The organism is Micromonospora trifolii (genome assembly GCF_050516465.1).
Classification (GTDB): Bacteria; Actinomycetota; Actinomycetes; order Mycobacteriales; family Micromonosporaceae; genus Micromonospora; species Micromonospora trifolii.
Genome location: NZ_CP191526.1, coordinates 841552 through 867617, shown reverse-complemented (window position 1 = coordinate 867617; position 26066 = coordinate 841552). Strand labels below are relative to the sequence as shown.

The window sequence follows — 26066 nt, the reverse complement described above, 5'->3', positions numbered from 1 at the left end:
ACGCCCACCGTCGAAGGGATTCCGATGTTCCTGTCCCGCCTTCTCCACCCGCGCACCGTCGCGAGCGCGCACTGCGACCTCCCCTGCGGGGTCTACGACCCGGCGCAGGCCCGCATCGAGGCCGAGTCGATCAAGGCGATCTCCGAGAAGTACCAGGCCAGCGACGACCCGGAGTTTCGCACCCGCTCGCTGCTCATCAAGGAGCAGCGGGCCGAGCTGGTGAAGCACCACCTCTGGGTGTTGTGGACCGACTACTTCAAGCAGCCGCACTTCGAGAAGTACCCCCAGCTGCACAGCCTCTTCAACGAGGCGACGAAGCTGGCAGGTGCCGGCGGCGCGAAGGGCGCCGCGGACCCGGCGGTCGCCGAGCAGCTCCTCGGCAAGATCGAGGAGATCTCGAAGATCTTCTGGGAGACCAAGCAGAGCTGATCAGCCGGCACCGGGTGGCACCGGCCACCCGGTTCGGCGTACCGCGTTCGGGAGGAACCGCATGACGTCGCGCACCGACCTCGTCGAAGAGTTGATGGGCCGTTTTCCACACGTGCCGCGGGAGGCAGTCCTCAAGGAGGACCTGCTGCGGGGCGGGCTCGCCTTCGACGACGCGGCACTGACCGACAACGAGCACGGCGACGTGAAGCCGAAGTCGTACTTCATCTTCTCCTTCGATCACCGAACACTGCCGGAGTTGGGGACGGCCGCGCTGCGCCGACCACCGGAGGAGATCGTGCTCACCGGGGGTCCGTACGAGCTGCGTCGTACCGTCGTTTCGGTTCGCACCAACCCCAGCTCGCCGTACCGCGTCGGCACCGACAGCGACGGTCGACTGCGCCTTTTCCTGGACGGACGGCCGATCGCCGATGTCGGGCTGCCCCCCATGCCGGCGTACTACCGCCACACGCTCGCCAACGGCAAGTCGGTGATGGAGGTCGCCCCGACGATCCAGTGGGGCTACCTCATCTACCTCACCGCGTTCCGGGTCTGCCAGTACTTCGGCGCCAAGGAGGAGTGCCAGTACTGCGACATCAACCACAACTGGCGGCAGCACAAGCAGGCCGGCCGACCCTACACCGGGGTCAAGCCCGTCGACGAGGTCCTCGAGGCCCTGGAGATCATCAACCGGCACGACGTCGACCGCGCGTCGCAGGCGTACACGCTGACCGGTGGCAGCATCACCTCGCAGGTCAACGGGCTGGCCGAGGCCGACTTCTACGGCCAGTACGCGCAGGCGATCGAGGAGCGGTTTCCGGGACGGTGGATCGGCAAGGTCGTGGCCCAGGCGCTGCCCCGAGCCGATGTGCAGCGGTTCCACGACTACGGAATCCGCATCTACCACCCCAACTACGAGGTGTGGGACAAGCGGCTGTTCGAGTTGTACTGCCCGGGCAAGGAGCGGTACGTCGGTCGGGAGGAATGGCACCGGCGCATCCTCGACTCCGCCGAGGTGTTCGGCCCGCGCAACGTGATCCCGAACTTCGTGGCGGGTGTCGAGATGGCCGCCCCGCACGGCTTCACGAGCGTCGACGAGGCGATCGCCTCCACCACCGAAGGGCTTGACTACTTCATGTCCCGGGGGATCACGCCCCGGTTCACCACCTGGTGCCCGGAGCCCACCACACCGCTGGGCCGGACGAACCCGCAGGGCGCGCCGCTCGAATACCACGTCCGCCTGCTGGAGGCCTACCGAGCGACAATGGACGCCCACGGCCTGTCCAGCCCGCCCGGGTACGGCCCCGCCGGGCCGGGGCGAGCGGTCTTCTCGGTCAGCTCCTTCATGGACACCCTGCCGTCCACGGACTCGTGACGGACGCGCTCGGCTGCCCGCCCGTGTCGATCCGCCGAGGAGCGGTATACCTCAGAGGTATGAATATGCCTCTGAGGTATACCGCTGAAAACCGCATCCGCCCCGACGAAGGTGACCGACGGCGATCGGCCGAGCCACACTCGTCTAGCTGGCGTACGTCTCGAACTCACCCACCCGTGGCGTACCGCTGGAGCTGTTGATCTTGAAGTTGATCTTGCTCATCGCGGCCGCCGAGAAGGTGATCGAACCGGCCCCGCTGCCGGCGGCCAGGACGGCTCCGTTGTCGTTGTTGATCAGCTGCCAGGACCCGATGGAGCCCTGGGTGCCGGACGGCTCGCGGATCACCACTCGGGACACCTGGGTCGCCGAGCCCCACTTGATCGAGATCGTGCCGGTCGACCCGGCCGGCGACCAGTAGGTGCTCAGGTTGCCGTCGCGCACGTTGCCGTAGCTGGTCCCGCTCGCCTTGCTGGAGCCGTCGGCGCCGGCGCCCAGGCTGAGGTTGGTCCCGCTGGTGGGCGGAGGCGTCGTGGGCGGAGGCGTCGTGGGCGGAGGCGTGGTCGGCGGCGGGGTGGTGGGCGGCGGGGTCTGCGGCGAGCAACTGCCGTTGGACACCTTCAGGCCGGTGTTGGCGCCGACCGTCTGACGGACGATGTCCGGCACGCAGCTCGCCCCGTCGAGGCTGTACGGGTACGGAATGCTGACCGTGGTGTTGGAGGTCGGGTTGGGGCCGGCGGGGTAGTTCTCGCTGCCGGCGCTGGACCAGGTCACGTTGTCGAAGACGTTGCCGGCGACCTGCCAGTAGCCGCGCTCGTTGGTGTAGAAGGTGCCCAGGACGTCCTTGGAGTCGCGGAAGTAGTTGTTCTCCACTTTGGCCCTGGCTCCGGCCCGGGAGTTGATACCGGACTCGTGCAGGCTCACGTAGTGGTTGTTGTAGATGTGCGCCACACCGCCGCGCAGCAGCGGCGTGCGTGAGTCGATGTTCTCGTAGAGGTTGTGGTGGTACGTGATGAAGCCGTTCGACAGGTCGCTCTCACTGGACCCGACGAGGCCGCCGCGACCGGAGTTGCGCAGGATGCTGTAGGACAGCGTCACGTACTGGGTGTTGTCCTTCATGTCGAAGAGACCGTCGTACCCCTCGGACTCCCCGCCCGAGGCCTCCAGGGTGACGTGATCGACCCACACGTTGCGGACCGTGCTCTCCATGCCGATGGCGTCCCCACCGTTGGAGGTGGGCGAGCCCGACTTCTTCACGTTCCGCACTGTCACGTTCTGGATGATGATGTTGCTGGAGTCGCGGATGTGGATGCCGAGCTGGTCGAAGACGGCGCCGCTGCCGACCCCGATGATGGTGACGTTGCTGATCTGCTTGAGCTCGATCACGCCCGCGGCGGTGTTGCAGCTCGACCCGGAAACCTTGCTGGTGTTGCCGTGGTTGATCGTGCCGGTGACCTCGATGGTGATCGGGGTGCTGCTGCTGGTCCGACCGCACAGCGCCGCGTGGATCGCCGTGCCCGTGCTGGCCCGGACCGTCTGCCCGCCCGCGCCGCCGGTGGTCCCGCCGTTCTGGGTGGCGTAGCCGGTGGCGTTGCCGACCGCCGCCGATGCCTGCGGGGTCGGCAGGGCCACCCCGGCCGCGATCACCACCGCCGCCGTGGCCAGCGCTGCCTGACGTCGCAGCACGACTGGTCGTCTCATGTCGCCTCACCTTCGCATTCGTCTCGTTCCAGGCTTCGCCTCGACGGACATCGCGACCGCACCTGCCGCAGGCATCATTCAGAAATTGGCGACAGTCAATCGCGGGGATTTCATCGAGGTCTCTGGTGCCCTGGTAGAAGCAGGGATGTGCCGTGCGAACGGGGCGCTCCCGGTGACACCGCTCGCTCGACGGGTAAATGAAACATCGATGTAACGCAATCGTAGGAAAGCGGTTTCCCTGAAGGCAATAGCTGACGCTTGCAGGTTTGTTGCAGTGCTCACGGGAGGGGTCGAGCGCGCGCGTCAGCGTGGTCCGCGCCGCGAAGTGTCCGCGCGATCTTGCAGTTTCTGTCGCGGAGATACGCGGATTTAGCCGGTTCGTCGGGACAGTAAGTGCAAGATCGTCGGCGAGTCGGCGGGTCGGCGGGTTACCGGGGGGCGTCGTCCGCGGCGGGCTCGGCAGCAGCGGGCGCGCCGCCGACGAGCACGGACTCCTGACCCTCCTGCCGGCCCTCCTGCCTCGCGCGGGCCAGCAGCCCCGCCAGCCGACGCCGCCGGTGCCGGGCCGCCGCCCGCAGCCCCAGGAGCAGGCCGGCGAGCAGAACCAGCAGTGCGAGCTGCGCCCACGGCACGACCCAGGTGGTGACGGTGGCGGAGGCCGGCCGGAGATCCGCCCCGGCCTGGCCGTCGCCGAGCAACGTCGGCGACGTGCTGACTGTCGTGCGGAGGCGCCCCAGGGCCCAGACGCCGTCGGCCCGGGTCTCCACAGTACGAGCGCCACCCGGCAGCAACTCCTCGACGGCGCTGGTGGCGTCGTGGCTGCTCCGGCCCAGGAGGTCGGACATCGCCACCTGACTCGTTCCGCTGACCCAGACGTTGCCGTCGTTCTCGACGGTGTAGCGGACCCGCACCGTGCCACCGGCGAAGGGGTTCCACGACGGGGAGTACGTCGCGCCGAGGCCCCGGACGGCCAGGGCCGCCTGCGCGGAGCCGTTCACCCGCAGCATCACCCGGAAGCCAACGCGGCTCTCGACGTTGACAGTGCCTCCGGTGCTGGTGACGGTCGCGGCGATGCCGGCCGGGTGGTCGCCCGGCGTGGCGCCTTGGGGCACCGTGATCGTGAACGGCACCACCCGCGTCTCGTTGGGGCCGACGGTGACCTTCTCCTGCACGTCGATCCAAGTGCCGCCGTCGACCGAGGGGCGGTCGGACGCCAGCATGTTGAAGCGGCCCTTGTCGGTGAGGTAGCCGTCGGCGGCCTTCAGGGAGAAGGCGACGGCGGTGCGGCTGAAGTTCCGTACCGCCAGGTGCTCCGTCACCGCCTGCCCCGGGTCGAGGCTGGCGTTGATCCATCGGCGCTGGTCCGGCCCGTTCGCGGTGGCCGGCTGGACCGTCCAGGTCAGGGCCTTCGGGTCCGGTTCCGCCGCCGCCGCGGTCGGCGCGGCCGCAACCGCGAGGGACGCGACGGCGAGGACGACGAGCGCCCGGCGCAGCGGGGTGACGGTCATGGAACGGCCCTTCGGCACGGGGCTGGGCGGGGGCCCGGTCCGGGCCCCCGCCCAGGCCACTACTCGAACAGTGAGAGCGTGAGCGTGGAGCTGTACTCGCCGGCGGCGACCTCCGCGGGGGTCCGCAGGTACAGGTCGGCGTTGACCGAGTACGAGTCGCTGGCGACGGCCTCGGAGTCGAAGGCCGAGACCAACAACTCCTGGTCGACGAGGCCGACATTGTTGCCCGGCTGGGTCGGCTCGTCCAGGCTGGTCACCACCTCCTCGCCCTCGGTGACCAGGCCGGTCTCCCCGCCGTCGAGCAGGCGCGGCTTCCAGCCGAAGTGGTCGGCGGTGATCGGCGCCTGGCCGGCGGCACCCGCGAAGTCGGTCGCGCTGCCGAGCACCGCCCAGTTGGCGCCGTCGGGCACCTCGTCGGCGACGCGGGTGTCGGTGACCGTCACCGTCGGCAGCGTGCCGACGAACTGGCGAACCAGCAGGGTCGAGCCGTCCTCGGACAGCGCGACGGCGTCGCCGGCGATCGACAGGGCGAGCACGCCCGGTTCCCTGATCTCGTCGATGTCGACGGTGACCCGCACGCTGGCGTCGTCACCGGGCTCGGCCAGTGCGGGCGACGGCAGCACCGCCGCCCCGGTCAGCACGGCGCCGACGACGCCGGCCGCGAGTGTCTGCCGCCGTTTGTATGTGTTCATGTGATCTCCGTTCTCCGCAATGAGGGGTTTATCCGCCGCAGGTGCCGGCGGGGTGTTGCACGGTGCGGACGGTCGTCACGTCCTGTCCGCCGATCGCCCCGGTCACCCGGACGGTCGCCGAACCCGCCGGCACCGACGCGGCACGGGTGTTGAAGGACTGGTAGGCGTTCGCGCCCGACGCGACGGCCGTGAACGACCGCTCGCCGTACGGCGTCTCGAGGGTGATGTCCACCGGCGCGTCATGGTCGTTTCGCGCCTGCACCGCCACGTACGCCTTGCCACCCACGCACCGCGTGGACGCGGTGAGCGTGACGGGCAGGTCGACGGTGGCCGCCGCGAAGGCCCAGTTGTCGATCTCGAAGAGGTCGACGCCGGCCGGGCCGGTGTAGGTGAAGTAGACGTCGTGCACGCCGCTGACGCCGTCGAGTTCGGCGGTCACCTCGGCCCACTGTCCGACCGGGGTGTCCACCGCTACCGTGCCGACGACGGGACCGTTGACGTCGTCCAGCCGGACCTGGACCTGCCCGCCGGCGGCGAGCGCACGCACCCGCGCCGTCAGACTCTGCGCGCCGTTGTCCCCGAAGTTCACCGAGGACAGCGCCGTCCAGTCGCCGTTGTCGACGTCGCGGACCACGAGGTTGGGTGCCGCGCCACCGAACTGGGCGGAGCTGCCGTCGACCTTCGTGGTCGCGACACCCTTGCTCCAGCCGAAGGTCTCGGCCTCGAAGACGCGGTACGGGTCGAAGTCGCGGACCTGGTCCACGCCGGCGTAGGTGCCGACGACCTGCTGGATGGTGCCGTCCGGGTTGAAGGTCAGTTCCTGGATATGCGGGCTGCGGTACCCCTGAGTGGTGTTGCCGTTGATGCGCTTGTTCAGCGTCGGGGCGTGGTAGGTGAAGTAGTACTTGCCCCCGAACTCGAACACCGACTGGTGGTTGTTGCCACCGGTGCCGGCCCCGAAGAACTGCGACTGGTTCGGGAAGAGCACCCCGGCGTAGGTCTCCTTCGGCCACGACATCGGTCCGTCGGAGATCATGTAGCCGATCTGGCCACCCCCGGGGTAACCGGGGAGCGGCTGCTGGCTACCACCGAAGTCGTTCCCGCCGAAGTGCGAGGAGTACGAGAAGTAGTACTTGCCCTGGCGCTTGAAGACGTGGCCCGCCTCGAAGGCGACCGGAGCGTCGACCACCGCGGCCGTTCCCTCGGTCGAGACCATGTCGTCGCCGAGTTCGATCGACCGGATGTTCTTCGGGTTGTTGAAGCGCTCGGCCGGCGGCATGCTCGTCGACGCGGGACCACCACCGAAGTAGAGGTACGGCTGGCCGTCGTCGTCGACGAACGGGGCCGGGTCGAACTTCCACGCGACGGCCTCGGCGCCGGGGGTACGGCCGTCGATCAACGTGCTCGTACGCTCGCTGGTCCACGGGCCGAGCGGCGACGCACCCGTGATCACGTTGCTGGAGCCGCCACCGTTGGCGTAGTAGAGGAAGAACTTCTCCACTCCGTTCACCACCTTCTTGGTGATGCCCGGAGCCCACGAGTTGGCGGTGAACGGGGCCACCCCGTTGGGGCCGGCGACCTGGATCTCACCGTGGTCGGTCCAGTTCACGAGGTCCTCCGAGGAGATCACCGTGATCTGGTTGATGTCGCCGTAGTTGATTCCCGGCGAGACGCCCGTGGTCGGGTTCGGGGCGTAGCCCTGGGTGTCGTTGGTCATGTACATGTACACCCGGCCGTCGTGCACGAGGCCGAAACCGTCAGCGCCGAACTTGTGCCCGATCAACGGGTTGTGTTCCCCGGGCAGCTTGCCGACGACCTCGATGGTCTTCGAGGCGGGCGCGGGCGGCGCGGCGCCGATCACCGACACGTCGTCGAGCTTGAAGTCCATCAGGTGCAGGGCCGGGTCGGTGGACGGTGTGCTCGTCCAGGGGGTCTCGAAGAACAGGCGCGCGGTCGACACGCTCTGCGTCGTCGGGATCGTGAACGTCCCGTTGAACTGCGCCCACTGACCCTTCGTCGCCGTCACGCTGACGAGGTTGGTGTAGGTGCCACCGCCGTAGTGCATGGTGGCGAAGAACTGCTTCGTGGCCGGTCCGCTCTCGTTCTCGTACTTGATGCGGGCCGTGAGGGTGTAGGCCTGGCCGGCCTGCACCTTGCCGCTGAGGTCCTGCATCGGGCCGGAGCCGGTGGTCGTCCGGCTGGTGACGAGCGCCGCGTTCGCGCCGGAGTAGGCGTCCGACGTGGCCGACAACTGGGCGCCGTCGGAGGCGTTTCCGTTGTTGACGAACCAGTTGGTCAGGCCGTCCTCGAACCCGCCGTTGACGACGAGGTTCGTGTCGGCGGCCTGGACCGGCGCCGCCGGGGCGACGAACCCCGTGGTCAGCATCAGGCCGACCGTCGCGAGCGCTGCGACCCGTCCTCGGGTCGCCCGTCGCATTCGTTGTTCCACGAGACATCCTCCTTCATCTCTGACGTGCGGTCATCGGTGTACGGGGGATCGGTGGGCGTGCTTTCCGTGGGTGGTCCGGACATCAGGGGTCGACTGCCGCCACCGGTCCGACCGTGGCCGGCGGCGCGGAACAGGTCGGCTGTTCCGCGCCGCCCGGCCGGTCGCCGGTGGTGCTGGCCGGCGAGTCGAGGGCTCGTGGTGGGGTTATCCGCCGCAGGCGTTGGCGGGGTGCTGGACGGAGTGGACGGTGGTCACGTCCCGGCCGGCGACCGCCCCGGTGGCCCGGACCGTCGCCGAGCCGGCCGGCACCGACGACGCGCGGGTGTTGAACGACTGGTAGACGTTCGCCCCCGGTGCGACGGCCGCGAACGACCGGTTTCCGTACGGGGTCTCCAGGGTGATGTCGACCGGCTCGTCCGAGTCGTTGCGCGCCTGCACCGCCAGGTACGTCTTGCCGCTCAGGCAACGCACCTGGGCGGTGGCGGTCACGGGCAGCGCCGCCAGCACTCCGAGTCGGGCCAACTGGTAGCTGAGCGCCCGCTCCGGTGCGTCGATCTGGTTCTGGGTGCCGAACTGGCCGGCCCGTGCCGCGGTCGCCGCCGCGAGCGCGGACCGCGTCGCGGCCCAGGCGTCGGCCGGGTAGTGGCGCGGGTCGAGCGTCTGCGCGTGGGCGACGGCCGCGTCGAGGGCGGTGGTGTCCAGTGGCCGGGCCTGCGCGGTCAGTACGTCGCTGAGCAGGTAGTCGTCGAAGTCGACGTGGCCGCCGGTCTGCTGGGTGGCGTAGTTGAACAGGCCCACCCGGTGACCCATGAAGTGCGCGAGGCTGCCATCGAGCGCCTGCGGGCCGACCCGGTTGCCCAGCCGGGTCCACTGGACCCCGTCCAGGCTGTAGTAGAACGTCGTCCACAGTTGGCCGACCGGCGAGGAGAAGTCGAGGTCCGCCTTCACGTGCACCTCGGTCGCGTCGCCCAGCGACACCGTCGTGCCGGCGACGAAGTTCTCCAGCGTCGACTGGTCGAGGTCGACCGCGAACGGCTGCGACCGGTTCACGACGCCGAGGGTGTTGACGTCACCGACGCGCTTGACCGCCACGTACGAGAATCCGCGGTTGTAGGCGGCCAGGCCCGCGACGTCGCCGTTCTTCATCCCGGAGATGTCCATCCGGGTCTGGACCGACTGTCGTGGCCCGAACGTCCGCTGCGAGAGCGTGTTGCGTGCCTCCTCGAACCACGCCAGCTCGGCCCGGTTGGACAGCTTCGTGTAGACGTACTGGCCGGTGACCACAGTGCCGGCCGTCAACCGCAGCCAGCCGTCGCGGTCGGTGAGTGACCAGTACCGGTTGTCCGGCGCGTGGTTCCACTCCCACGCCAGGTCCAGCCGTGAGCCGTTGGGGGCGATCTCCGCCGGGTCGAGCGGCGCGGGAACCGTCCACTGCTCGTCCTGGTACGCCTTGTGCGGCGCGTCGTTGGCGAAGTCGTCCGAGACGACGATGCTCTTCTGCCGCTCGAACAGCTCCTCGGCCGGGCTGAGCCGGATCGGCTTGTCGAACAGGCCGTTGACCGGCACGACCCCGTTGGTGCCGAAGGTCGGCCACCCGTTTTGCCAGGTGGCGGGGATGAGCGCCGGAATCCGGCCGATCGGGAACGTGTCCCGGAAGAACATGCCGTGCCAGTCGGTCCCGCCGCCCGCGCGGCTGATCGGCACCAGGCTGCCCTGCGCGAAGCCGTTGGAGTTGAGCACTCCGCGCGCCTCGTAGGTGTTGACCCCGCCGGCCGAGGTGTAGCGCCCGAGCAGGTCCTTCGACCGGAACATCACCACCTGGCGCCCCTGCCCGGACGGCCAGGTGATGATGACGGCGTAGTACCAGCCGTCGATGTGATAGACCTGCGCGCCCTCGAACAGCCCGCCGATGAACGGCTGACCGGCGTAGTTGTTGGCGGTGAAGATGTTCGGGTAGTCCTGCGCGATGGCCGTCAGGTCGGCGTTGAGGCGTACGGCGCTGGTGCCGCCGGAGCCGTAGAAGATGTACGGCGTGCCGTCGACGTCGAAGAAGAGCGACGGGTCGTGCAGGCCGCGGCCGAGGGCCGTGCGCTGCCACGGGCCGTTCTCGATGTCGTCGGTGCGGTAGAGGTAGGCCCCGCTGAGGTTGTTCGTGTTGAAGACGGCGTAGAACGTGCCGTCGTGGTAGCGCAGCGACGACGCCCACTGGCCCTGGCCGTACGAGTTCTGGCCGTTGCGCAGCGAGAAGGAGTCGCCGATGCTCGCCCGGTCGAAGACGTAGTTGACGATCTCCCAGTTGACGAGGTCGTACGACTTCATGATCGGCGCGCCCGGGCTCAGGTGCATGGTCGTACTGATCATGTAGTAGAGGTCGCGGCCCTCGTCGTTCTCGGCGGCTGGCACCCGCTCGACGCTGATGTCCGGCACGTCGGCGTTGAGCAGCGGCACCGAGTAGGTGCCGGCGCCGGTGTCGGTCGAGGTGTACGACGATCGGGGCGACCATTCGTCGGCGGCGTGCGCGGCGGCGGGGGTGGCCACCAGGCCCGCGCCGATGAGAAGGGCCGCCGATGCGAGCGCGCACAGTGAACGGAGGCGATCCGGGCGCACTGTGGACGCCAGTCGGGTCAACGTGTTGACGGCATGGTGAGCGGCGGCGTTCAGGCTGTTCACAGCGGATGCGCGGGCGATGTTCAGGACACGCGAGCGGACCGACACGACCAAGGCGAGCTCCAAACGCGAGAGCGGCGTGAAGGCCATCGTGTTATCGCTAACAACGCCTGTCAAGACTATCAATGAAACGTGCCCGAAGTATCCCCGTAACACCGTCCACCGGCCACAGTGGACATAGAGGCACCAGGTCGGACGCCTCAGTCGTCGAGGCAGGCCCGGACGGCGGCGGTGAGCAGATTGGCGCGCTCGTCGCCCATCCCACGCATCTGGTTGACCACGTAGCCGAACCCCACCTGATGCTCGGCGTCGGCGAAGGCCAGGTTTCCGCCCGCGCCGTCGTGGCCGAAGCTGCGCTCACCCAGCAGGGGCCGGGCCGGTGGCGAGTGCAGCAGGAAGCCGGTGCCCCAGCGCTGCCCGGTGTCCGGCGGGCCATGCCGCTGCTGACCACGCGAACGAACCACTACCGCGTCGTTCACCGACGCCGCCGTGAGCAGCTGTCCACAGTGGAGTTCCGACACACAGGCGGCGTAGAGGCGCGCGAGGCCCTCGGCGGTGCTCACCGCGCCCGCGCCGGGAACACCTCCGGCCCGGATGGCGTCGTCGTTGAAGCTGACCAGGCCGTCGGCGTCGGCGGGGAAGGCGAAAGCGCCCCCCATGGTGATGCCCCGTTCAGCGACCGGGTCCACGAACGGGTCGGGGTCCGGGGGCGGTGCCAGGCCCCAGGCGACGGTGTCGCTCTCGGCGGCCGGAAGCCCGAGCCAGGTGTGCAGGCCGAGCGGGCCCGCGACGGTGTCGGCGAAGAACGCGCCGGGCAGTTGGCCGGTGATGCGGTGGATCACCTCTCCGACCAGCCAGCCGTAGGTCATCGAGTGGTAGCCGTGCGCCGTGCCCGGCTTCCACAGCGGGGCCTGCGCCTCGATCGCCTTGATGACCGGATCCCACGCCAGCACCTCGTCGAGGGTCAGGGGTCGGTCCACCGCGGGCAGACCGGCCTGGTGCGTGAGCAGCCAGCGCACCGGGATGTCCGCCTTGCCGTGCTGTCCGAACTCCGGCCAGTAGCGCGTCACGGGAGCGTCGAGGTCGAGCCGGCCCTGCTGGGCCAGCAGGTAGGCGCAGATCGCCAGGATCCCCTTGGTGCAGGAGAAGACGACGACCGGCGTGTGCGTGTCCCAGGGCCGCCCGGTACGGGTGTCGGCCACCCCGCCGTACAGGTCGACGACCTTGCGACCCCGCACGTAGACGGTGACCGCGGCGCCGACCTCGCCCCGGGAGGTGAAGTTGTCGCGGAAGACATCGCCGACGCGCCCAAAGCGATCGTCGACGTCGCCGTGGATCTGCGGCTGTGTGACCACTGCCTACCCCTTCACTGACCCTTGGATCAAGGCCTTGATGAACTGTCGCTGGAAGATCAGGAACACGATGAGGGTCGGGGTGAGGATCAGCAGCGACCCGGCGCACAGCAGCACCAGGTCGGTGCCCCACTGGCCCTGGAACGCGCCGAGCGCCCCGGCCATTGTGCGTTTGGTGGCGTCGTCCACGAGGACGATGGCGAGCAGGAACTGGTTCCACGTCCAGAGGAACATCAGGATCGTCAGCGAGGCGATCGCCGGCCGGGCGAGCGGCACCTGGACCCGCCAGAACAACTGCCACGTGCTGCTGCCGTCCACCCGGGCCGCCTCGGACAACTCGACCGGCACGTTGGTGAAGTGCGCCCGCATCCAGAACACCGCGAACGGCATGTACAGCCCGATCAGCGGCAGGATGATGGCCCAGCGTGTGTTGAGCAGACCGAGATCCTGCATCTGGTAGTAGAGCGGCGTGACCACGGCCTCGAAGGGCAGGGTCAGACCCAGCAGGAAGAGACCGAAGACGAGTCGGCCACCGGGCACCCGCAGCTGACCGAGCCCGAAGCCGGCCATCGTCGCGATGAGCACCGACACCGGTACGACACCGGCCACGATGAGCAGGCTGGAGCGGAGCAGGGCGCCCATGTTCGCGGCGGTGAAGGCGTCGGCGAAGTTCCCCCACTGCGGGTCGGACGGCCACTCGAGCCCGCTGGGCACGGTGCCCCGGGGCTGCAACGCCGCCGAGAGCATGCTCACGAACGGCAGCAGGGTGACGACGATCAGGGCGATCAGGAAGACCCGGCCGGTCAGCTGTTCGCGTCGGCTCAGGTTCACGGCTTCTCCCCTCGGCTCAGGCGCTGGATCGGCAGCACACACGCCAGCACGAGCAGCATGAGTACGACAGCGAGCGCCGAGGCGAGCCCCACCTGCCGCTGCGAGAAGGCCAACCGGTAGATCTCCAGGCCCGGCACCGTGGTCTGGAGGCCGGGGCCGCCGCTGGTGGAGATGTAGACGATGTCGAAGCTCGCCAGCGCCGCGATGATCGTCACGGTGAGGCAGACGCCGATCTCCTGGCGCAGGCTGGGCAGTGTCACGGCGAGGAACTCGCGGACCGGACCGGCACCGTCCAGGCGGGCGGCCTCGTACAGCGCCGGATCGATCTTGCTCATGCCGGTGACCAGCAGAATCGTGCAGAGGCCGAGCAGGACCCAGGCCCCGATGACGCCGACGGCAGGCAGCGCCGTGTCGAAGTCGCCGAGCCAGGCGCGGGCGACACCACCCAGCCCGACCGCGCGCAGCGCCTGGTTGACCAGACCGTTCGACGAGAGCAGCCAGCTCCACGCGATGCCCGCCGCCACCAGGGGGATGACCTGCGGTAGGAACAGGATGGTCCGGACGACGGTGCCGAACGCGCCGGTGGTGATCCGGCGAACCATGCTCGCCACCAACAGCCCGAGCGCGACGGGGATGAAGCTGAAGAAGACGATCAGGACGATCGCGTTGCCGATGATTTTCAGCAGGTCGCTGTCGGTGAAGACGGTGAGGTAGTTGTCCAGGCCCACCCAGCGGGCCACCCCGATGCCGTTCCAGTCGTAGAGCGAGTACTGAAGCGTCAGGACGAGCGGGCGCAGGACGAACACCGCGTACATCACCAGGGCGGGCAGGACGTACAACCAGCCGGTCCCGGCCGCGCGGGCCCACCGGAATCGGTGGGCCCGCACGGTGGGGCGGGCGCGACGATCGTCGCGCCCGGTTGGTGCGCTGCCGAGGGCAGACGTCATCGGGACAGTTCCTTCTGATACTCGGCCTGGACCGCCTTCACGTACCCCTCGGGCGTCTGCTGACCGGCGATCAGCTTCTGCATCTCCGGCGTGATCGCGGCGGCGAAGATGCCGCCGGTCGCGTTCGCGGTGAAGTCCACGGCGCCGTTCTCCGCACCGAGCTGCTGTGACGCCTTCAGGGTCTCGGCCAGCACGGTGTTCGGGGCTGCGCTCGGCACCGGCAGGTCACTCGGGCCGCCGGGGCTGGAGCCGCCGACGGTCACCGAGATCTCGCGGGCCTTGGCGTTGGTGTGCACCCAGTTCAGGAAGTACGCGGCGGCGTCCGGATTCTTGGCCTTGGCGGAGACGCCGAAGGTGTTGGGGGCGGACATCGCCACGTGCTTTCCGCCGGGAGACTCGGTGGGGAAGAGGAAGAAGCCCACGTTGCCGGGCATCGACTTGTCGAGGTTGGCCGACTCCCAGTCGCCGTTGAACATGAACAGGCCGTTGCCCTTCTGGAACTCCCCCACCATGCCCGCGTAGTCCAGGGCGTTGGCGTCCTTGGTGAAGTAGCCGGCCTGGGCCCACTTCTGAATGGTCTGGGTGGCCTTCAGGGCGGCCGGGGTGTCGAACGTGGCCCCCGACTTCTGGAAGATCCAGTCGGCGACCTGGGTCGGGTCGCCGAACTGGTTCTGCAGTGCCTGGTGCGGGAAGTTGATGCCCGCGGTGTTCTTGTTGAACTGCATGATCGGCTGGACCCCGCCGGTCTTCGCCTTGGCCAGCAGATCCTCGAACTCGGCGACCGTGGCCGGTGGCTGGGTCATGCCGATCTGGCTGGCCAGCTTCTTGTTGTAGAAGACGCCGGTGACGCTGTAGCCGAGCCCCATCCCGTACAGCGAGCCGGTGCCCCGGGTGTTCTCGCCGACGCGCAGCTGCATGAGCTGTGAGGCGGGGAACTTGTCCCAGCCGTACGCGGTGAAGTACGGGTCGAGGTTCTTGAGCAGGTCGTCCTTGACCAGGTCGACCATGGTCGGTAGCCGGATGATGTCGGGCGAGTTGTCCGAGGCCATCACCCGCGGCGCGTTCTCCACGATCACCGTGAACTGGTCCTCACGGATGTTGAACTTGACGTTCGAGTGCTGCTTGGAGAACTCGTCGGCCAACGCCTTGGCCAGCGGGAAGCCGGTCTCCGCGTACATCTCCAGGGTGACCGGGTCGGTGCCCAGCTCCGTCTTGACGGCGGCATCGGACTTCTGGGTCGACGACCGGTCCTCGCCCGGCGCGCTACAGGCCGTCGCGGTCATCCCGACCGCCAGCAGCGACGCGAGGAGCACAGTTCTCCGTCGCGGAAACTTTGTCAGCAATTCTGCCATTTCATGACTCCTTGACATCTCCACGCGTACGCCGTGACCAGTCGCCCGAGCGCAGCACCCCGTTCGGTCAGCTAAAAGAACCATCGAAGGCGCCTCTGGATGCACCAGAAGTGGTCGCTAAACTGATTTAGCAGAGCATGCGCGCGGCACGGGAAGCTGTCAAGGACAACTTGGCAACGGTGCGGAAACGTCGGGTTCACACCACGCCGACGTGACCGGCGCTCGATCCCGGACGGCGACGCATCATGATGGGCAGGAGCGGCGCCTGTGGCACCGCGCCTGATTCGGAGGACTGATGGGCCGCAACAGAGCAACACTCGCCGACGTCGCGCGGAGAGCCGGGCTGTCCAAGACCGCCGCGTCGATGGTGCTCAACGGCAGGGAGGGCACTCGCCTCTCGGCCGAGGCGCACCAGCGGGTGTTCGCCGCCGCCGAGGAGCTCGGCTACCGGCCCAACCTCGCCGCGCGCAGCCTGCGCACCCGCAAGACGGCCACCATCGCGTTCGTCTCCGACATCGTGGCCACCACGCGGTTCGCCGGCGACCTCATCCGCGGCGCCCTCGACGCGGCCCGCGAACGGGACCACGTCCTGCTCATCACCGAGACGCAGGGCGACGCCACCTTCGAGCAGTACGCCATCGAGGCCGTCCTGGACCGGCAGGTTGACGGGGTGATCTATGCGGCGATGGCGACCCGACGGCTGACGGTGCCCGCGGCCATCCTCGGCGGCCCGGTGGTGCTGCTCAACGCCACCAGCCCCGACGGTTTGCCCAGCGTGGTCCCCGACGACGAGGGGGCTGGCCGCTCCGTCGCCACCGCCCTGCTGGAGCTTGGCCACCGCGACGCGATCGCGCTCATCGGCCGCAACCGGCTCAAGGAGGACGACCCGGAGGTCTCGCTCGCCGCCCGAGCCCGCCTGCACGGCATTCGGCAGACGCTGGACGAGGCGGAGGTCGGCCTGCTGGCCGAGTGTTTCTGCACCGAGTGGTTGCCCGAGCACGGGTACGCCGCCATGCGCGGCCTGCTGAGCAGGCCGAAGCGACCCAGCGCGATCATCTGCATGAACGACCGGCTGGCCTTCGGCGCCTACCAGGCACTCGGCGAGGCGGGGCTGACCGTCCCGGAGGACATCTCGGTCATCTCGTTCGACGACGACCCGATCGCCGCCTGGTTGCGTCCCAGCCTGGCCACCACGGCGTTGCCGCACGAGCAGATGGGGCGGCGCGCTGTCGAACTGCTCCTGGACGGGGGCGCCGCCGAACCCTCGCTCGTCCCGATGCCCCTGCGCCGACGCCGGTCCCTCGCCCCTCCGGCCGGCTGACCACCGGCCCTCCGACCCGTACCGCCGGGTTGGCCTTTACCGACGCTAAAACGGTTTAGTGCTAGGTTTCGGACCATGCTTCGTCTACCCGACCACTGGGTGTGGGACAGCTGGTACACGCGGGACGACAACGGCCTCTGGCACGTGTTCTTCCTGCGCGCGTCCCGCGCCCTGCACGACCCGCACCGCCGCCACCGCCGGGCCACCATCGGCCACGCCGTCTCGGCGGACCTGCGCTCGTGGCACCTGGTCGCCGACGCCGTGGTCCCCGCCGACGCGCCCAGCTGGGACGACCTGGCGACCTGGACGGGCTGCACGGTCCGCGGGCCGGACGGACGGTGGTACCTGTTCTACACCGGGGTCGGTCGCGCCGAGGACGGGCTCGTCCAACGCATCGGACTGGCCGTCTCCGACGACCTCATGACCTGGCACCGGCACGGCACCGAACCGATCGTCCAGGCCGACCCCACCTGGTACGAGCTGCTGGACAAGGAACTGTGGTACGAGCAGGCGTGGCGTGACCCGTGGGTGTTCCCCGACCCCGGCGGCGAGGGTTGGCACATGCTCATCACCGCCCGCGCCAACACCGGCCCGGCGAACACCCGTGGCGTCGTCGGCCACGCCACCTCCACCGACATGGTCACCTGGACCGTCGCGCCGCCGCTGTCGGCACCGGCCGGCTTCGGTCACCTGGAGGTGCCCCAGGTCGCGGTCCTCGACGGACAGCCGCTGCTGCTCTTCTCCACCGAGGCCACCGGCAGCGCTCGACGCGACGACCACCGGATCTGGGTGGCGACCGGCGAGACCACCCTCGGGCCGTGGGACATCGCGTCGGCCCAACCGTTCGCCCACCCGCACCTGTACGCGCCCCGGCTGGTCCCCGGACCCGCCGACGACTGGTCCCTCATCGGCTTCCTCGACCACGTCGACGAGACGTTCATCGGAGAACTCACCGATCCCATCCCGGTCCGCTACGGCTCCTCGACCGGGCTGACCGTGGTCGAAGAGCCGTAACCGGACAGGTCCGGGCCGAGGCGTCTCGCCCCGACCCGGACCCGTCGGTGTCCGGCTGCTAGCTCAGCTGCGCAGCTGCCACTGCTGGTTGGCGCCGCCGGTGCAGGACCAGAGGATCAACTTCGTGCCGTTCGCCGTCGCGGCGGCGTTGGCGTCCAGGCAGAGACCCGACTGCACTCCCGTGATCGTGCCGTTGGCGTTGACGTTCCACTGCTGGTTGGGCTGACCGTTGCAGTCCCAGATCACCACAGTGGTGCCGTTGCTGGTGCCCTGGCCGGAGGCGTCCAGGCACTTGGTGCCGTACACCATGAGCTGCCGGCTGGCCGTGTGGGTCCACCGCTGGTTGGTGGCCGTACTGATGCAGTCCCAGATCTGAGCCTGCGTGCCGTTGGTGGTGCTGGAGTTGCCGATCTCGGCGCACCGGCCCGACTGGGCGCCCACGATCTGCACGTTCTGCGGGTTGGTGCCGCCGCCGCTCTGCACGCCAGCCGCGTTGATCACGGTCTGCGCACCCGACGGCCAACTGCCGTTGCTGACCGTGACGTTGCCGTTGACCACGTTGCCGCGGTCGCCGTTGGTCACGTTCGTGGAGTTGTTCGTCGACCAGTTGTTAGTGACGGTGAAGTTGCCCATGTTCTCCGCGTACCAGTAGTTGGCGGTGGCCCAGGTGCCGGTGGAGGAGAACACGTTGTTACGGGCGGTGTAGTAACGCGAGCCCTCGTCGAAGTAGAGCCCGAACCAGCCGTTGGTCCGCAGGCAGTAGTTCTGGTTGATGGTTCCGCCCGGGTTAGCCGACAACGTGTAGATGCAGCCGCCGTCGGTCATCTGCTGCATCACGTCGTGCACGTAGTTGCCGATGACCTGGTTGTTGGCCGCGGTGGTCGCCGTGGTGTAGCGCGGCTGGTAGTTGTACAGACCCCGGTTCGCGTAGTGCTGACTGCCGCCGGCGTCGTTGGCGCCCCAGCCGTAGCCGACCGACAGGCCGGTGTACGGCATGTTGTAGACCTCGTTGTACGAGACCGTCGCCGTGTTCACGTAGGTGGTCAGGATCGAGACCACGCCCCGGTACTCCAGGCCGAGATCGTGCACCCGGTTGTTGCTGATGGTGATGTTGCGGTTGACCATCCGCTGGTCACTGGGGTGGTGGGCGTCGGCCCGCACGCCACCGACCACGACGCCACCGGCGGAGTTGCGCGCGATCTCGGAGCGGGTGACGGTGATGTTGCTGGCGCCCAGGCCGACACCGCTGGCGTGGGCGTTGGCGTCGTTGCCGATGCCGATCGCGGTCTGCCCGAGGTTGACGAACTGGGAGTCGCTGAAGGTGATGGTGTTGGCAGCGGAGACCTGCACGGCGGCGGGCATCTGGTTCCAGTTCGGCCGGGTGGCCTCGAACTGGGGGCAACCGGCCTGGCAGGAGGTCAGCGCGTCGGACGGCCGGGACCAGGTGCCGGTGATGTGGGCGCCGGTCTGCTGGTCGGCGAAGCCGTTGCTGCTGCTCGGGCCGAGCCAGCTGGTGCCGGTGAAGGTGATGCCGCTGAACGAGATGTGGTGTGCCGGCGAGGCGAGGGTGCCGCCCAGGTTGACCAGGGACTGCAGCTGCGGCAACTCGACGCTGACCGAGCTCATGTTCTGCCCGGCGAGGGGGATGTAGTTGAGCTGGCCGTTGCTGGGGTTGAGATACCACTCCCCCGCCGAGTCCAGGAACTCGTACGCGTTGGTCAGATAGAAGGGGCCGGCGCGGTGCGGGCTGGAGAGGGTGTCGAACCCGAAGGTGTTGTTGTTCCAGGCGGGCTGCTGCATCGTCAGGAAGTTTCCGCTGATGCTCTGCACCGGCGAGTACCGGTCGGTGAACGAGCCGACGCTCTCCACCTCGACCCGGTTCTGGTTGCCGAGGTTGTTCAGGTAGCTCAGCGCGCCGTTGGTGAACCGCATGCCGGACGTGGTGAAGGTGAAGTCGGATCGGTTCACGGCGGTGCGTGCCCGGGTGGCGACCGCCCCGTTGACGTAGAGCTGACGGGAGTCGAGCCCGGCGCCGACGTTGGCCCGCCAGATGTTCTTCCCGGAGTCGACGAGCGACCAACCGGTGACCGCCCGGGCGCCGGTGATCGTCGGACGTGCGCCGGAGGCCGCCCGCCAGATCACCTGATAGCCGTTGTTGCCCGAGTCGGCCGCGGTGAACCGCAGCGGCGACGAGAGCCGGTACGCGCCGTTGGCCAACTCGACGACGATGTCACCGGACATCGCGCTGTTGATCGCCCGCACCGCGGTCTGGGCGGCGGTCAGCGAACACGGTTGGCTGGCGGAACATGCGGTGCCGGTGCCGGAGGGGGACGCGTAGAGAGTGGTGGTGGCCGCGAGGGCCGGGGACGCCGAGGCGGTTACCGCGACCAGGGCGGTCACCGCTGTCGCGGCGGCGCCGGCCAGCAGCCGGCGCAGCGACGAGAGGGACGAGGACACGGGACGGTGCTCCTGACGTGAGAACGGGGTGGGGGTGGCGGAACGGCCTCGACCAGCGCGGGGGTGGCGGGTCGGGGCGGTTATCCGAGGATCTCCCGGAGATAGCGCAGGCCGTCCGTGGCGAGACGGTCCTGCGAGGGGGCCAACGGACGCCAGATCGCTGCGGCGGTGGCGATGGCCTCGTTCTCCGCCGTGAACGACTCGATGCAGATCGCGCCCTGGTAGCCGGTGTCCCGCAGGACGTCGAAGAAGCGGGGCCAGTCGAAGTGGTCAGCACCGGGAGCGCCCCGGTTGGTGCCGCTGACCTGGACGTGCTTGATGTGCCGGCCCGCGACGGCGAGGGCCGCGTAGGGGTCGGCCTCCTCGATGTTCATGTGGTAGGTATCGATCATGATGCCGACGTTCGGCGGGAGCCCGTCGATCAACTCGACCGTCTGCTCGATCGTGTTGACGACGCTCGTCTCGTAGCGGTTCAACGCCTCGACACCGATGCTCACGCCCACCTCGCCGGCCTGCTCGGCAACCGGCGCCAGGGCCCGCCGGAAATCCGCGTAGCAGGCCGCGCGAGCCGCCGGCGACATCCGCCAGGTGCGGCCGACCGAGGCGTACGCGGGACCGCCGACGCATCCAGCGCCGACGGCCGCCGCGCTCGCCACGCAGCCCAACAGGTACGCCACCGTCGACTCGACGACCGCTGGTGCGGCGTCGACCAGCTCCCGCCCCGGCGGGGTGACCGCGCAGACGCCGGCGGCGACGAGGCCGTGCGCCGCCAACAGGTCCCGGGTACGGATCGGGTCCCAGTCGCCGAGCTGCTCGATCGGCAACTCGACCGCGTCGAAGCCGAACGCGGCGATCCGCGGGATCAGCTCGGCCAGGGCCTTGTCGTCGACCGGCGAGGCCCAGACCCAGGGGTTGACGCCGATGGCGTACATCGGACCCTACTTCCAGCGCTGCGGGTAACCGGGCAGGTCGGTGCAGCCGCACATCGCGTAGTGCAGCGGCGGCATGCCCGCGTCGATGTACTGGTCGAGGTTGTCCTGGGTGACGGTCGGCTGCGGCAGCTTCCACGGGCTGGACACCTGCTGGCCGTCGAGGATCCGCAGCGCCGCGATGATCGGCGTACGCCACTGGTAGGTCGGGTAGGTCGGCGCGATCGCTGTGAGCTTCTTGTCCTTCCAGATCTTCAGGAAGTCGAGTTGGTCCTCACCGTTCATCGGCGGAACGGGCTTGCCCGCGTCCTGGAACGCCTCGACCGCCGCGACGGCCACCGCTCCAGCGTCCATCCAGACCCCGTCGATAGTGCCGTACCGCTGGATGTAGTCGTCGACGATCTTCTTGGTCTTGGCCGGATCACCGTCGGTGAACTCGACACCGACGACGTCGACCTTCGCCTTGTCGAACGCCACCTTCGCCGCCGACCAGCGGGTCTCCAGGACGTCGACGCCGGGCAGGATCCGCAGGGCGAGGACCTTGCCGCCGGGCTTCATCTTCTGGCTGACGAACTCGGCCCCGACGTGGCCGAACCCGTAACCGCCGATGGGGTTGATGAACGTCACCGGGCACTTCGTGTTGACACCACGGTCGAAGACGACGACCGGCAGCCCCGCCTTGCAAGCCGCCTCGACGGCCGGGGTGAGCGTGGCGGTGGTGTTCGGCGAGACGATGAGCGCGTCGCAGCCCTTGCCGAGCAGATCGTTGATGTCCGCGATCTGCTTCTGGTCCTTGCCCTCGGCGTCGACGTGCACGAACTCCTTGATGCGGCTCTTCTGCGCCTCGACCTCGGCCTGCATGGTCTTGAACCCGACCTGCCGCCAGGGGTTGTTCAAGGCCGCGTTCGAGAAGCAGATCTTGTGTGGGCCGTTCTTCTTGAACTTGGCGGTGTCGACCATCGTCGGGTTGAGCACCTGCTCCCACGGCTTGTCGGCCGGGCCCGTCGGTGCCGCGTCGAGCAGCGCCAGCTCGGCGTCATAGTCGGCCTGCACGAAGAACTTCGACTGGTCCCCGGTGCCGGACCCAGCGGCGGTGGATGCACTTCCCGACGGGCCCGCGGCCGGCTCGTCTGTGGAACAGGCGGCGAGGGACAGCAGGGTGAGAGCGGCAATCGCCGCCATGGAACGTCGCACTATGATTTCCCCTTTATCTCGACGAAGAACGCGTTGCCGAGACCGCCACGGCGAGCAGGATGATCCCGCCCTGGACGGTCGACCTGAGGGCGCCGGAGACGCCGTAGAAATTCATGAGGGCGAACAGCAGTTCGAGGGTCAGCGCGCCGAGCATCGCCCCGACGACCGCGCCGCGACCCCCGCCGAGCGCCACCCCACCGAGGACGACCGCGGTGATCGCACCGAACTCCAGGCCCGCGCCGGCCTGGAACGACACGCCGCTGTAGCCGCCCAGGAGGATCGCCGCCACCGCCGCCGCGAGCCCGCTGAGGATGAAGGCGAAGGTCCGGGTACGCCACACGCGTACGCCGCTCAGCTCGGCGGTGCGCGGGTTGTCGCCGACGGCGACCAACGTCCGGCCGAAGTCGGAGCGCATCAGCAGCACGGCCGCCACCGCAAGGACCACCAGGACCAGCAGCGCGTACGGCACGCGGCCCAGCACCGGCACGTCCTCGAAGGCCCGCCGGCCGAACCGCCGGAACTCCTCGGAGAGGCCGCCCTTCGGGGCGCCGTCGGACCACAGGTAGACCGCGCCGACGAGGATCAGGAACATGCCGAGGGTGGTGATGAACGACGGCACCCGCAGCCGTGTCGTGATCAGGCCGTTGACCAGGCCGACCAGTGCGCCGAAGGCGAGCAGGAGCAGCACCACCGGCCAGGTACGCGCCGGGTCGCTGTCGATCAGCCGGGCGGCGACCACCACCTGAGCGGTGACCAGGGAACCGACCGAGAGGTCGAACTCGCCGGACACGATCACGAAGTACTGGCCGGCAGCGAGCAGGATGATCGGCGCCGAACGACCGAGGAAGGACATCAGCGACTGCGGGGCCAGGAAGTCGGGCTGCCGAATGCCGACGAGCACCAACAGCACCGCGAGAATCGCGAGGATCGGCAGGACACCACCGGGACGCACCCGCGGCAGACGCAGCGGCAGGGAACGGGGCTGGACGGTCTGCATGGCTAGGCCGCCTTTCGCATGGCCCGGCGGGCGTAGACGGCGACCGCGGCGATGATGATGACGCCCCGGATCACCTGCTTGAAGAAGGCGTCGACCTCGAGCTGGTTGAAGATGGCGTCGATGCTGGCCAGCAGCAGCACCCCGCCGACCGTGCCGATGACGCCGCCGCGCCCACCGGCGAGGGCGGTACCGCCGATCACCACCGCGGCGATCGACTCCAGGTCGTAGAGGCCCTCGGTGCCGACGCGCGGGGCGCCCGAGCCGAGCCGACTGGCGAGGTAGATGCCGGCGAGCCCCGCGCACATCGAGCACAGGACGTGGGCGGTGACGAGGACCCGGTCGTTGCGGACGCCGGAGAGCCGGGCCACCTCCGGATCCCCGCCGACGGCGACCAGATGGTGGCCGAAGCGGGTCCGCGAGAGCGCGAACCACGCCGCCGCGGTGACCGCTATCAACAGCAGGAACGACACCGGCACCGGTCCGACGCGCTGGTAGCCGAGCGCCTGCACCAGCGAGGGTGCGGTGGTGCCCGCCGGGCCGTCGTAGCCGTTGTCGAGGTAACCCTTGAGCAGCAGCCCGACGCCGAGGGTCGCAATGAACGCGTTGACCCGGAACCTGGTGACCAGGAGCCCGTTGAGCAACCCGACGCCGGCGCTGACGACCAGCACCAGGCCGATCGCCGGAAGCACCGCGCCGTCGCTGCCGTTCATCGTCTCGGCCGCGACGAGGGTGCTGAGGCTGATCACGAACGCCACCGAGAGATCGAGCGAGCCCCCCAGGATGACCAGGGTCTGGCCCACCGCGACCAGCCCGAGGCCGGCGGCGACGTGCAGCAGACTCACAGTGGTGGACTGGTTGAAGAGCTGACCACCGTCGAGCAGGACGACCAGCCAGCCGATCGTCAGGGTCAGGGTCAGGGCCACGAACACGCCCGGTACGGAACGCCGGGCCGGCAACAGCGACAGAGCGCTCATTGGGCCACCTCAGTTCGCGACTGCGGGGCTCGCAAACCCGGCTCACTCCTCGCGCTCACTGGACGGTCTCCCGGACGGTGCCGACCGCCAGCGCGACGACCTCCTCCTCGGTCGCGCCGGCGGGCAGCTCGCCCGCGACGTGGCCGTCCCGCATGACGACGATCCGGTCACTCATCCCCAGCAGCTCCGGTAGATCGGACGAGATCATCAGCACGGCCGCGCCATCACGGGCGAGGCGGCGGACGAGGTCGTGGATGGCTGACTTCGCGCCCACGTCGATGCCCCGGGTCGGCTCGTCGAAGAGCAGGATCCGCGGGCTGAGCGCGAGCCATCGGGCCAGCACGACCTTCTGCTGGTTGCCCCCGGACAGAAAGCGAATCTCCTGGTCGTCGCCGGCGCCGCGGATCTCCACGGCGGCCAGCAACTCGCGCACCCGGGCGGTCCTCGCCGCCCGGCCGGACCGGGCAGCGAAGACGGCCCGGCTGGCGAGCAGCGCGTTGTCCAGCACCGACTGCCGGGGGACGATCCCCTCGCCCTTACGGTCCTCGGTGACGTAGGCGATGCCGGCCCGCATCGCGCTGCGGGGTGAGCGCAGTCGGATCGGCCGGTCGTCGAGCGTGACGTCGCCGGTCGTGAACGGCGACACCCCGAAGATCGCACGGGCCAGCGCCGAGCGCCCGGAGCCCTGTAGGCCGCCGATGCCGAGCACCTCGCCGGCGCGCAACTGAAGGTTGACGTCTCGCAGCTTCCGGTTTCCCGCGTCGCGAAGGTTGAGCCGCACCGGGCCCCGGTCCTCGGGGGCGGCCCGGTCCGGGTAGTAGCTGGACAGTTCCCGGCCGACCATGTGCCGCACCAACTCGTCGGCCGTGGTGTCCGCGGTGTCCACCGTGGTGACCCGCCGGCCGTCCTTGAGCACGGTGATTCGACCGGACAGGTCGAAGACCTCGGCGAGCCGGTGCGACACGTACAGCAGCCCGATGCCCCGCTCCTGGAGCCGGCGCACCAGCCCGTAGAGCAGCTCGACCTCGTGGTCGGCCAGCGCGGCGGTCGGCTCGTCCATGATGAGCAGCCGCGCGTCCAGGGCGAGCGCCTTGGCGATCTCGACAACCTGCTGCTGCGCGACACCCAGCTGCCCCACGCGGGCGTCGGCCGGCAACGTCGTCTCACCGATCGAGGCGAGCAGCCGCGTGGTGCGGTCGAGCATCCCCCGACGATCGACGAGCCCGCGCCGGACCGGCTCGTGCCCCAGGTAGACGTTCTCGGCGACGGTGCGCTCCGGGAGCAGGTTGAACTCCTGGTGGATGATGCCGATACCGGCCCGCTGCGCGTCGCGCGGGCCACGGAACGTACGCGTCGCACCGGCGAACTCGACGGTGCCCCCGTCCGGGGCGTACCCGCCCGAGACGATCTTCATGAGGGTCGACTTCCCGGCCCCGTTCTCGCCGACCACGGCGTGCACCTCGCCCGGCGCGACATCGAGGTCGACACCGTCGAGAACGCGGACTCCGAGGAAGGACTTGCCGATGCCCCGAAGGGTGAGAAGCGGCGTCGGTGGTGGGTCTGACATCCCGAAAGCCCTCACAGACAGTAGTCATCGACAAGATTAAATGCCACACTACGGTGGCTTCGAGGCGCTGAACAACAAACTTTCGTGCCAACAGCGAAGACTTACGTTCTTGCGGTGCAAACATTTCCTTGACATCGAGGAAACATCACACGTATGAAGATAGATGTTTGGATGCGGGTCCGCAATCCTCGATCAAGCCCGACTGCCAGGCCGGGCCGCGATCGGCAGGCGGTGCCGCAGCGAGGGAGCCGAGCGCGACCGCCGTCCACCGGGCAGGACGTCGGATGTTCCTTCCGTGCATTGACAGTCTTCGATC

Annotated in this window: 18 protein-coding genes and 1 pseudogene; 4 read left to right on the top strand and 15 right to left on the bottom strand. The window is 69.0% G+C overall.

Going from position 1 to position 26066, the window contains the following annotated elements:
* Positions 1-24 precede the first annotated feature (24 nt).
* Both sodN and ACQRWP_RS04000 read left to right on the top strand, forming a co-directional pair.
* Positions 25-429, top strand: coding sequence for a superoxide dismutase, Ni (gene sodN, locus ACQRWP_RS04005; RefSeq protein WP_430500849.1), 405 nt, complete (start codon positions 25-27; stop codon positions 427-429).
* A gap of 61 nt (positions 430-490) precedes the next feature.
* Positions 491-1801, top strand: coding sequence for a radical SAM protein (locus tag ACQRWP_RS04000; protein WP_430500848.1), 1311 nt, complete (start codon positions 491-493; stop codon positions 1799-1801).
* Positions 1802-1945: 144 nt separating this feature from the next.
* Here the strand turns inward: ACQRWP_RS04000 and ACQRWP_RS03995 are convergent, their stop codons facing one another.
* The 9 genes from ACQRWP_RS03995 to ACQRWP_RS03955 form a co-directional block, all read right to left on the bottom strand.
* Positions 1946-3499 carry a pectate lyase family protein gene (locus ACQRWP_RS03995; RefSeq protein ID WP_430500847.1) on the bottom strand — a complete coding sequence of 518 codons (1554 nt, stop codon included), beginning with the start codon at positions 3497-3499 and terminating at the stop codon, positions 1946-1948.
* 428 nt (positions 3500-3927) lie between these two features.
* Positions 3928-5007 carry a hypothetical protein gene (locus tag ACQRWP_RS03990; protein WP_430500846.1) on the bottom strand — a complete coding sequence of 360 codons (1080 nt, stop codon included), beginning with the start codon at positions 5005-5007 and terminating at the stop codon, positions 3928-3930.
* A 59-nt stretch (positions 5008-5066) separates the two neighbouring features.
* A complete protein-coding gene (locus ACQRWP_RS03985; RefSeq protein WP_430500845.1) occupies positions 5067-5699 on the bottom strand; it encodes a hypothetical protein in 633 nt (210 codons plus the stop codon).
* A 28-nt stretch (positions 5700-5727) separates the two neighbouring features.
* Complete coding sequence (locus tag ACQRWP_RS03980; RefSeq protein ID WP_430500844.1) at positions 5728-8148, bottom strand: family 43 glycosylhydrolase; 2421 nt, start codon at positions 8146-8148, stop codon at positions 5728-5730.
* Between the two features lie 204 nt (positions 8149-8352).
* On the bottom strand, positions 8353-10818 hold the full coding sequence (locus ACQRWP_RS03975; protein WP_430500843.1) for a glycoside hydrolase family 43 protein: 2466 nt from the start codon (positions 10816-10818) through the stop codon (positions 8353-8355).
* A 197-nt stretch (positions 10819-11015) separates the two neighbouring features.
* On the bottom strand, positions 11016-12170 hold the full coding sequence (locus ACQRWP_RS03970) for a serine hydrolase domain-containing protein (RefSeq protein WP_430500842.1): 1155 nt from the start codon (positions 12168-12170) through the stop codon (positions 11016-11018).
* Between the two features lie 3 nt (positions 12171-12173).
* A complete protein-coding gene (locus ACQRWP_RS03965; protein ID WP_124860646.1) occupies positions 12174-12998 on the bottom strand; it encodes a carbohydrate ABC transporter permease in 825 nt (274 codons plus the stop codon).
* Positions 12995-13945 carry a carbohydrate ABC transporter permease gene (locus ACQRWP_RS03960; RefSeq protein WP_430500841.1) on the bottom strand — a complete coding sequence of 317 codons (951 nt, stop codon included), beginning with the start codon at positions 13943-13945 and terminating at the stop codon, positions 12995-12997. The genes ACQRWP_RS03965 and ACQRWP_RS03960 overlap by 4 nt, the downstream gene beginning before the upstream one ends.
* The gene (locus ACQRWP_RS03955; protein WP_430500840.1) at positions 13942-15297 is read right to left on the bottom strand and encodes an ABC transporter substrate-binding protein; all 1356 of its coding nucleotides are present in this window, start codon (positions 15295-15297) and stop codon (positions 13942-13944) included. Before ACQRWP_RS03955 ends, ACQRWP_RS03960 begins: the two co-directional genes overlap by 4 nt.
* 295 nt (positions 15298-15592) lie before the next feature.
* Between ACQRWP_RS03955 and ACQRWP_RS03950 the strand changes: the two genes are divergently transcribed.
* Both ACQRWP_RS03950 and ACQRWP_RS03945 read left to right on the top strand, forming a co-directional pair.
* A complete protein-coding gene (locus ACQRWP_RS03950; protein ID WP_430500839.1) occupies positions 15593-16618 on the top strand; it encodes a LacI family DNA-binding transcriptional regulator in 1026 nt (341 codons plus the stop codon).
* Positions 16619-16672: 54 nt separating this feature from the next.
* Positions 16673-17632 (top strand): annotated as a pseudogene (locus tag ACQRWP_RS03945) (family 43 glycosylhydrolase); the annotation flags it as partial.
* Positions 17633-17695: 63 nt separating this feature from the next.
* On the opposite strand, the gene ACQRWP_RS03940 reads toward ACQRWP_RS03945, so the two are convergent.
* The 6 genes from ACQRWP_RS03940 to ACQRWP_RS03915 all read right to left on the bottom strand — a co-directional run bounded on the left by ACQRWP_RS03940 (position 17696) and on the right by ACQRWP_RS03915 (position 25750).
* Positions 17696-20089 carry an RICIN domain-containing protein gene (locus ACQRWP_RS03940; protein WP_430500838.1) on the bottom strand — a complete coding sequence of 798 codons (2394 nt, stop codon included), beginning with the start codon at positions 20087-20089 and terminating at the stop codon, positions 17696-17698.
* An 80-nt stretch (positions 20090-20169) separates the two neighbouring features.
* The gene (locus tag ACQRWP_RS03935) at positions 20170-21021 is read right to left on the bottom strand and encodes a sugar phosphate isomerase/epimerase family protein (protein ID WP_430500837.1); all 852 of its coding nucleotides are present in this window, start codon (positions 21019-21021) and stop codon (positions 20170-20172) included.
* Positions 21022-21027: 6 nt separating this feature from the next.
* Positions 21028-22200, bottom strand: a complete 1173-nt coding sequence (locus tag ACQRWP_RS03930; protein WP_430500836.1) for a substrate-binding domain-containing protein — start codon at positions 22198-22200, stop codon at positions 21028-21030.
* A gap of 25 nt (positions 22201-22225) precedes the next feature.
* Positions 22226-23209, bottom strand: coding sequence for an ABC transporter permease (locus ACQRWP_RS03925; RefSeq protein WP_091401048.1), 984 nt, complete (start codon positions 23207-23209; stop codon positions 22226-22228).
* 2 nt (positions 23210-23211) lie between these two features.
* Positions 23212-24183 carry an ABC transporter permease gene (locus tag ACQRWP_RS03920; protein ID WP_430500835.1) on the bottom strand — a complete coding sequence of 324 codons (972 nt, stop codon included), beginning with the start codon at positions 24181-24183 and terminating at the stop codon, positions 23212-23214.
* Positions 24184-24238: 55 nt separating this feature from the next.
* Entirely contained in the window at positions 24239-25750 is a 1512-nt protein-coding gene (locus ACQRWP_RS03915; RefSeq protein ID WP_430500834.1) for a sugar ABC transporter ATP-binding protein, read from the bottom strand.
* Between the last annotated feature and the right edge of the window lie 316 nt (positions 25751-26066).